The organism is Streptomyces sp. LS1784 (assembly GCF_020103755.1).
Classification (GTDB): domain Bacteria; phylum Actinomycetota; class Actinomycetes; order Streptomycetales; family Streptomycetaceae; genus Kitasatospora.
This window is the reverse complement of sequence record NZ_JAHSQD010000434.1, coordinates 1-6,974: the sequence shown is the minus strand read 5'-3', so window position 1 is coordinate 6,974 and position 6,974 is coordinate 1. Positions and strand designations below refer to the sequence as shown.

Below are 6,974 nucleotides of genomic sequence, written 5' to 3'. Positions count from 1 at the left end.
GGCCGCGGCCGCGCTGCCCGGCGGTACCGGCCCGACGGCGGGCTTGCCGGCGGTGAACAGCCAGGTGTTCAGCACGTCGCCGAGCTTCTTCCCGGAGACCTTCTCCGCGTACGCCTGGAACTCCGGAATGGTGGCGTTGCCGTATCGGCGCTCGGTGGGCCAGCCCTTCAGGATCCGGAAGAACTTCTCGTCCCCGACGGCGTTGCGCAGCGCCTGGACGGCCACCGCGCCGCGCTCGTACACGGGGCTGGAGAACTGGTCGTCCGGCCCCGGGTCGCCCGGCTTGATGGTCCAGAACGGGTCGTCGGCCGGGTGCGAGGCGTACACGTAGTCGGCCAGCTCCTGCGCGGTGCCCTCGTTCTCGTGCTCGGACCAGAGGAACTGCGCGTACCGGGCGAAGCCCTCGTTCAGCCAGATGTCGCTCCAGCGGGAGAGCGAGACGCTGTCGCCGTACCACTGGTGGGCCAGCTCGTGCACGACCACGGAGGTGTTGGAACCCTTGGCGAACTGCCGGGGGCTGTAGAAGATCCGGGTCTGGGTCTCCAGGGCGTAGCCGGTCGGGACGTTGGGGACGTAGCCGCCGACGGAGCTGAACGGGTACTCGCCGAAGTAGCCGCTCAGCCAGTCCACCAGCTCGCCGGTGCGCTCGACGCTCGCCCGGGCCGCGTCGGCGTTGTCGCCGAGGTCCTTGCTGTACGCGTTGTAGACCGGCAGCCCGCTCGCCGTGGTGTCCCGGGTGACGTCGAACTTGCCGATCGCCAGCGTGGCCAGGTATGTCGCCTGCGGCTTGTTCTCGCGCCAGCTGTAGCGGGTCCAGCCCGCCTGGGAGGTCGTGCCGGTCAGTACGCCGTTGCTGATCGCCTGGGTGCCGTCCGGCACGAGGACCGAGACGTCGTAGGTGGCCTTGTCGCTCGGATGGTCGTTGCTGGGGAACCACCACCAGGCCGCCTCGGGCTCGTTCGCGGCGATCCCGCCGTCCGGCGTGCGGTGCCAGCTGGTGAAGCCGTACTTCTTCACGGTGGACGGCACGCCCTTGTAGCGCACCACCACGGTGGCCTGGGCGCCCTTGGCCAGCGGCCGGGCGGGGGTGATCTCCAGCTCCTGCTCCCCGCTGGTGGCGAACTTCGCGACCCGGCCGTTGACCCGGACCTCCGAGACGTTCAGCGCGAAGTCGAGGTTGAACCGGGAGAGGTCCTGGGTCGCCGTGGCGAGGATGGTCGCGGTGCCCTCCAGCTCGTCGGTGGCGGGCTGGTACTTCAGCCGGATGTCGTAGTGCGAGACGCGGTACCCGCCGTTGCCGTAGGTCGGGTAGTACGGGTCCCCGACCCCGGCCGCGCCGGGTTGGAAGTCGGAAGCCGAGGCGGGGACGGCCAGGAACAGGCTCAGGGCACTGGCAGCAGAGACGATCAGTCTCTTGCGCACGTGGTCCTCCAGGGATCACAGGAACGATTGGGTCGAACCGATCCCTGTCCCGGCAACCCCTCATCCACTCCCCGATCGTGAGATGTTCATGAGAAGAAACGCGCCGAAATGGCGGCTTCGCAGCGATGCCGCGGAGCCGCCACACCACCTCATCCGTCACTCACGTCCCGAGCGCCACAGGCGCCCGCACCAGCGAGCCGTACTCCGTCCACGAGCCGTCGTAGTTCTTCACGTGCGGGTAGCCGAGCAGCTCGGTGAGCGCGAACCAGGTGTGCGCGGACCGCTCGCCGATCCGGCAGTACGCGATCACCTCACGCTCCGGCTCCACGCCCCGCCCCCCGTACAGCGCCCGCAGCTCCTCCGCCGAGCGGAACGACCCGTCGTCGTTGGCGGTCTGCGACCAGGGGATGTTGACCGCGCCCGGAATGTGCCCGGGCACCTGCGCCTGCTCCTGCGGCAGGTGCGGGGGTGCGATCAGCTCGCCCCGGAACTCGGCGGGCGAGCGGACGTCCACCAGCACCGCGTCCACCCCGGGCTTGGCGAACACCTCGGCCTTGGCCAGGACCTCGTCCCGCAGCGCCCGCAGCTCCGGCCGCTCGGGCCCGCGGAGCCGGTAGCCGGTGTGCTGGTAGTCCATCACCTCGTGGGTGAGCTCCCGCTCCTCCAGCTCCCACTTCTTGCGCCCGCCGTCCAGCAGCCGCACCGGCCCGAAGCCGCGCAGCCGCAACAGCCAGTAGGCGTAGGCGGCGAACCAGTTGTTGTTGCCGCCGTAGAGGACGACGGTGGTGTCGTCCTCGACCCCGGCCGCCCGCAGCAGGTGCTGGACGCCGTCGCGGTCGATGTAGTCCCGGCCGACCTGGCTGTGCAGATCGGTGGTCCAGTTCCAGCCGACCGCGCCGGGGATGTGGTTCCGGTCGTAGGCCTGTGTGTCCTCGTCCACCTCGACGACCCGGATCGTCCCGTCGTCCAGGTGGTGGGCCAGCCATTCGGTGCGGACCAACGCCTCGGGGTGCGCGTAGCCGTTGCCGGTCATCCCACGCCCTCCTTCGCTCTGCCCAGGCTGCGGCGCCCGACCACGGACACAGCGGGCCGCACGACGGGGCAGGGCGTACGGACACGGCGAGGAGCCGGCGACCGGGCCGGACAGTTCGAACCTACGCCGCCCGTCCGGCCCGGGCCACCCCGGGCAGCCCCCGCCCCCCGGATCCGCGGTGACCGTCCGCTCAGGAGAAGACGACGGAGCGCAGCTTCAGCCGGTCGCCGAGCCTCTTGCCGGGGTTCATGACGTAGAACACGTCGCCCGAGCAGCCGAAGTCCAGGAAGACCGTGGCCGTGGACCGGGTGAGGTTCTCCGGCGCGAAGCCCGGCGCGTCCTCGGTCGTCCACGGCAGGTCGATGCACTTGCCGCTCTGCGGGTCGGCCAGGCCGGTGAGGACGCCGGGGCCGACCTTGTAGAGGAAGTCGCCCTCCGCGGCGTTGGCCGAGAACGGAACGGCGAGGACGAGGGCGATGGCGCTGGCGGCAGCGAGCACGGCGTTGCGGAGACGCATGAGTGAGGGCCTTTCAGGTGGTACTCGGTGGTACCGGGTTCATTGGTGCGAGATCACCCTAGAGGCCCAAAATCCGCAGAAACGGTACTTCCAATCCACCCTTTTGGGTGGTTTAAGCGCTAAAACTGCGACCTGCCACCCAGTGGAAAACCCCTCAGTTCGGCGGAGCCGTGAAGAAGTACCCCGAGTCGACGAGCACCGGCAGGTACGCCTTCAGCGCCGCCACCGTCTGCGACCGGTCCCCGCCGCCGTCGTGATTGAGCACGATCGACCCGGGCCGGACGTTCCTGAGGACCCGGTCGATGATCGCCGGGGTCCCCGGCCTGGCCCAGTCCCGTGGGTCCACCGACCAGGCCATGTTCCGCATCCCGAGGTCGGCGGCCACCTTGAGCGAGGTCTCGGACCAGTCCCCGCCCGGCGCGCGGAACCAGGTGGGCTGCCGGCCGGTGGTCCGCTGCAGCAGGTCGGAGGTCCGCTCCAGCTCGTCCCGCACCTTGCCCTCGGACAGGTGCCGCAGGTCCGGGTGGGTCCAGGTGTGGTTGGCGACGTGATGGCCGCGGTCCGCGATCTCCCGCGCCAGGGCGGGGTGCTCGGCCACGTTCTCGCCGATCAGGAAGAACGTCGCCCTGATCCCGTACGTTTCGAACAGCGCCAGCACGGTCGGTGTGTGACGGGGGTGCGGGCCGTCGTCGATGGTGAGCGCCACCACCCGCCGCCCCGAGCCCAGGTCGTACACCGGCTTGCTCTCCGCCTTGGTGAGCACCCGGTGCACGGGCTCCCCGCTCGGCACGACGGCCGACGGGGTGGCGGCCGTCGAGGTGTCGGACGGGGAGACGGCGGACGGGGAGACGGCGGACGGGGAGACGGCGTCGGTCGCCCCCGCCACGGCGCTGCGCTCCTCACCGCTCCAGGGGCTCCGGCATCCGGCAGTCATTCCCAGAAGGGACATTCCGGCCGCAACCAGCAACAATCTGCGTGAAGTAATCGGATGATCTGACAGCATTATGGATGCATCCCCTGCCCGTCGCCGCCGCTCCCGGGGGCAACTCCGACGGACCCGATCACCACTCCGACGGCCCAAGAGCCATCGGTCGCACGCCCCGCTCCGGAGCTCTTCCACGGATCTTCCCCGACCGGACGCTCCACCTCCCCTCCGGACCGCTACGCTGTGCCTTCCCCAGTGTGATGATCTGCCATCAGAGGACGTGGCCATGACGACAAGTCAGGACTCCCCCGACCAGGGCCAGCAGGGCGACGGCTCCACCGAGCTCAGCCAGTGGGAACGCTTCGGCGTCGACACCACCGCCCCGCACTCTGCGCGCGTGTACGACTACTGGCTGGGAGGGAAGACCAACTTCCCGCCGGACCGCGCCATGGGGCAGGCCATCGAGCAGGCCGTGCCGAGCGTCAAGGAGATGGCCAGGGCCAACCGCGCCTTCCAGGGCCGGGCCGTGCGCTACCTGGCCCAGGAGCACGGCATCCGCCAGTTCCTCGACCTCGGCACCGGCATCCCGACCTCGCCGAACACCCACGAGATCGCCGAGGCCGTCAGCCCCGGCACCCGGGTGGTCTACGTCGACAACGACCCGATCGTGCTCACCCACGCCCGCGCGCTGATGGTCTCCAGCCCGGCCAGCCGCACCACCTACATCCACGCCGACCTGCGCAAGCCCGAGGAGCTGTTCGCCGACCCGGCGCTCACCTCCACCCTCGACCTCACCCAGCCGGTCGGTCTGCTGATGATCGCCGTGCTGATGCTGATCGCCGACGCGGACGACCCGTGGGGCCGGGTCGCCGCGCTGCGCGACGCCCTGCCGGCCGGCAGCTGCATCGCGCTGACCACCCCCACCCCGGACTTCGACCCGGAGGCCGTCGGCAAGGTCGCCGAGGCCGCCCGGGCCGGCGGGATGACCCTGGTGCCGCGCAGCTACGACGACGTGGTCCGTTTCTTCGACGGCTGGGAGCTGGTCGAGCCGGGCGTCGCCCCGGTGCTGGCCTGGCGCCCGGACGGCGAGCCGCCGGCCGACCCGAAGGCCGCGTACTACTGGGGCGGCGTCGCGATCAAGCGCTGACACCGTCGAGCGCCGGGTGGGGCGGCCGCGGGCCGTCCCACCCGGCGAAGGCGTCACTTCAGCAGCCGCGACAGCCGCCGGTCCGCCAGCGGCTTGCCACCGGTCTGGCAGGTCGGGCAGTACTGGAACGAGGAGTCCGCGAAGGACACCTCGCGGATGGTGTCCCCGCACACCGGGCAGGGCTGACCGGTCCGGCCGTGCACCCGCAGCCCGAGCTTCTTCTCCGCCTTCAGCTCCTCCGCCGGCAGCCCGCGCGCATGCTCCACGGCCTCGCGCAGCGTGCCGCCGAGCGCTTCGTACAGCCGGGCCACCTCGTCCTCGGTCAGGCTCGCGGCCGGCTTGTACGGCGACATCCGGGCCGCGTGCAGCACCTCGTCCGAGTAGGCGTTGCCCACCCCTGCCAGCACGCTCTGGTCCCGCAGCACGCCCTTGATCCGGCGCCGGTCGTCGCGCAGCAGGGCGGCGAAGTCCGCCAGGGCGAAGGCCGGGTCCAGCGGGTCCGGGCCGAGCCGGGCCACGCCCGGCACCTGGGCCGGGTCCCGCACCAGGTGGACCGCGAGCCCCTTCTTCGAGCCGGCCTCGGTGAGGTCGAAGCCGTCCCCCGCCTCGCCCGCCAGCCGCAGCCGCAGCGCCAGCGGGTTGCGCGGGCTCGGCCGCGGCGGCTCGGCGGGCAGGCTGTCCTTCCAGCGCAGCCAGCCCGCCCGGGCCAGGTGGACCACCAGGTGCAGCCCCTCGGCCTCGATGTCCAGGAACTTGCCGCGCCTGGTCACCGGACCGACCGTCCGCCCCTCCAGCGCCGTCACCGGAGGGTCGTACGTCTTCAGCGCACTGATCGCCACCGGCTGCACCCGGGCGATCACACGCCCGGTCAGCCGCTCGGACAGGAAGGCGCTCAGCGCCTCGACCTCGGGCAGCTCCGGCATGCGCCCAGTCTCCCCCGGCCCGCCGCCGACCGCGCGCGCTCGCCCCGCCGCCCCGCCCTCGTCCCACCTCGCCACCGCCCTGGTCGTCCCACTGCCCCACCGCTCCACCCTCACCCGCCGCTTTGCCCGTCCCCGGCCCGAGGCGCAGGCTGGGGACGGAGGGAGGTGCCGCGCACCATGAGCACCCTTGAGGAACAGATCGACATCGCCGTCCCCGTCCTCGCCGCCTGGGAGCAGCTGCACCGGGTGCACGAGTATCCGCAGTTCGTCGAAGGCGTCCGCAGCGCCCACCCGCACGGCCGGAACCTCGCGCACCTCGGGGTGGAGATCGACGGGGCCGAGCGCTCGGTCGACGCCGAGATCACCGACCGCGGCCGGGGCCGGGTGATGGCCTGGCGGACCCTGGACGTCCTCCGGCTGCACGGCGCCTTCGCGCTGATGCCGCTCGACGCCCGGCACACCCGGGTGCAGATCCGGGTGGAGTACGACCCGGAGGCGGTGCACCGGGAGTTCGGCGGGCCGCGCGGTTTCGCCCTGGCCGGGGCCATCGAGCGGGCGGTGCGCGAGGACCTGGACCACTTCCGGGAGCTGGTGGAGGCGCGGGTGAACGCCGCCGACGGCCACCCCGCGGCACCCGACGACACCCCGCCGGCCTCCGGCGGCCGCCCGTAAGTTCCACATAAGCCCAGCTCAGCGCGGGTGGTGAGGCTCTTCACAGCTCGCCGCCCGGCAGGCCGTTCCGGTTTCGACCTGTGGCAGACTCGGGTCCCATGGACATCGGCCCGGCCACCAGGACGCTCCGTGCGGCGGTCTTCGCCGCGCTGGTCGTCCTGCTCGCCGGGCTCGGACAGGTGCTCGTCACCGGCCGCGCGCTGCCGGTCGGCCCGATGCTGCTGGCCTCGGCCGCCGTCTTCGCGGTGGCCTTCGCGCCGGCCGGCCGCGAGCGCGGCTACCCGGCGATCGCGGCGGTGTTCCTGCCGCTGGAGCTGGGCGCCGGCGCGCTGTTC

General features: G+C 72.0%; 7 protein-coding genes and 1 pseudogene. 3 read left to right on the top strand and 5 right to left on the bottom strand.

Going from position 1 to position 6,974, the window contains the following annotated elements:
* The 4 genes from KS423_RS33760 to KS423_RS33745 all read right to left on the bottom strand — a co-directional run.
* Nucleotides 1-1,422, bottom strand: a 1,422-nt coding sequence (locus KS423_RS33760; RefSeq protein ID WP_224283564.1) for a M1 family metallopeptidase, incomplete at its 3' end; no start/stop codon positions are given.
* A gap of 160 nt (nt 1,423-1,582) precedes the next feature.
* Nucleotides 1,583-2,455, bottom strand: coding sequence for a sulfurtransferase (locus tag KS423_RS33755; protein WP_224283563.1), 873 nt, complete (start codon nt 2,453-2,455; stop codon nt 1,583-1,585).
* A 190-nt stretch (nt 2,456-2,645) separates the two neighbouring features.
* The gene (locus KS423_RS33750; protein ID WP_224283562.1) at nt 2,646-2,972 is read right to left on the bottom strand and encodes a hypothetical protein; all 327 of its coding nucleotides are present in this window, start codon (nt 2,970-2,972) and stop codon (nt 2,646-2,648) included.
* A 154-nt stretch (nt 2,973-3,126) separates the two neighbouring features.
* Nucleotides 3,127-3,858, bottom strand: a complete 732-nt coding sequence (locus KS423_RS33745) for a polysaccharide deacetylase family protein (protein ID WP_224283561.1) — start codon at nt 3,856-3,858, stop codon at nt 3,127-3,129.
* 325 nt (nt 3,859-4,183) lie between these two features.
* Between KS423_RS33745 and KS423_RS33740 the strand changes: the two genes are divergently transcribed.
* A complete protein-coding gene (locus tag KS423_RS33740; RefSeq protein ID WP_224283560.1) occupies nt 4,184-5,044 on the top strand; it encodes an SAM-dependent methyltransferase in 861 nt (286 codons plus the stop codon).
* Nucleotides 5,045-5,097: 53 nt separating this feature from the next.
* Here the strand turns inward: KS423_RS33740 and KS423_RS33735 are convergent, their stop codons facing one another.
* Nucleotides 5,098-5,967 carry an Fpg/Nei family DNA glycosylase gene (locus KS423_RS33735; RefSeq protein ID WP_224283559.1) on the bottom strand — a complete coding sequence of 290 codons (870 nt, stop codon included), beginning with the start codon at nt 5,965-5,967 and terminating at the stop codon, nt 5,098-5,100.
* A gap of 177 nt (nt 5,968-6,144) precedes the next feature.
* Here KS423_RS33735 and KS423_RS33730 point away from each other — a divergent pair, with 177 nt between their 5' ends.
* Together KS423_RS33730 and KS423_RS33725 are read left to right on the top strand one after the other, a co-directional pair.
* A complete protein-coding gene (locus KS423_RS33730) occupies nt 6,145-6,639 on the top strand; it encodes an SRPBCC family protein (RefSeq protein ID WP_224283558.1) in 495 nt (164 codons plus the stop codon).
* Nucleotides 6,640-6,737: 98 nt separating this feature from the next.
* Nucleotides 6,738-6,974 (top strand): annotated as a pseudogene (locus tag KS423_RS33725) (hypothetical protein); the annotation flags it as partial.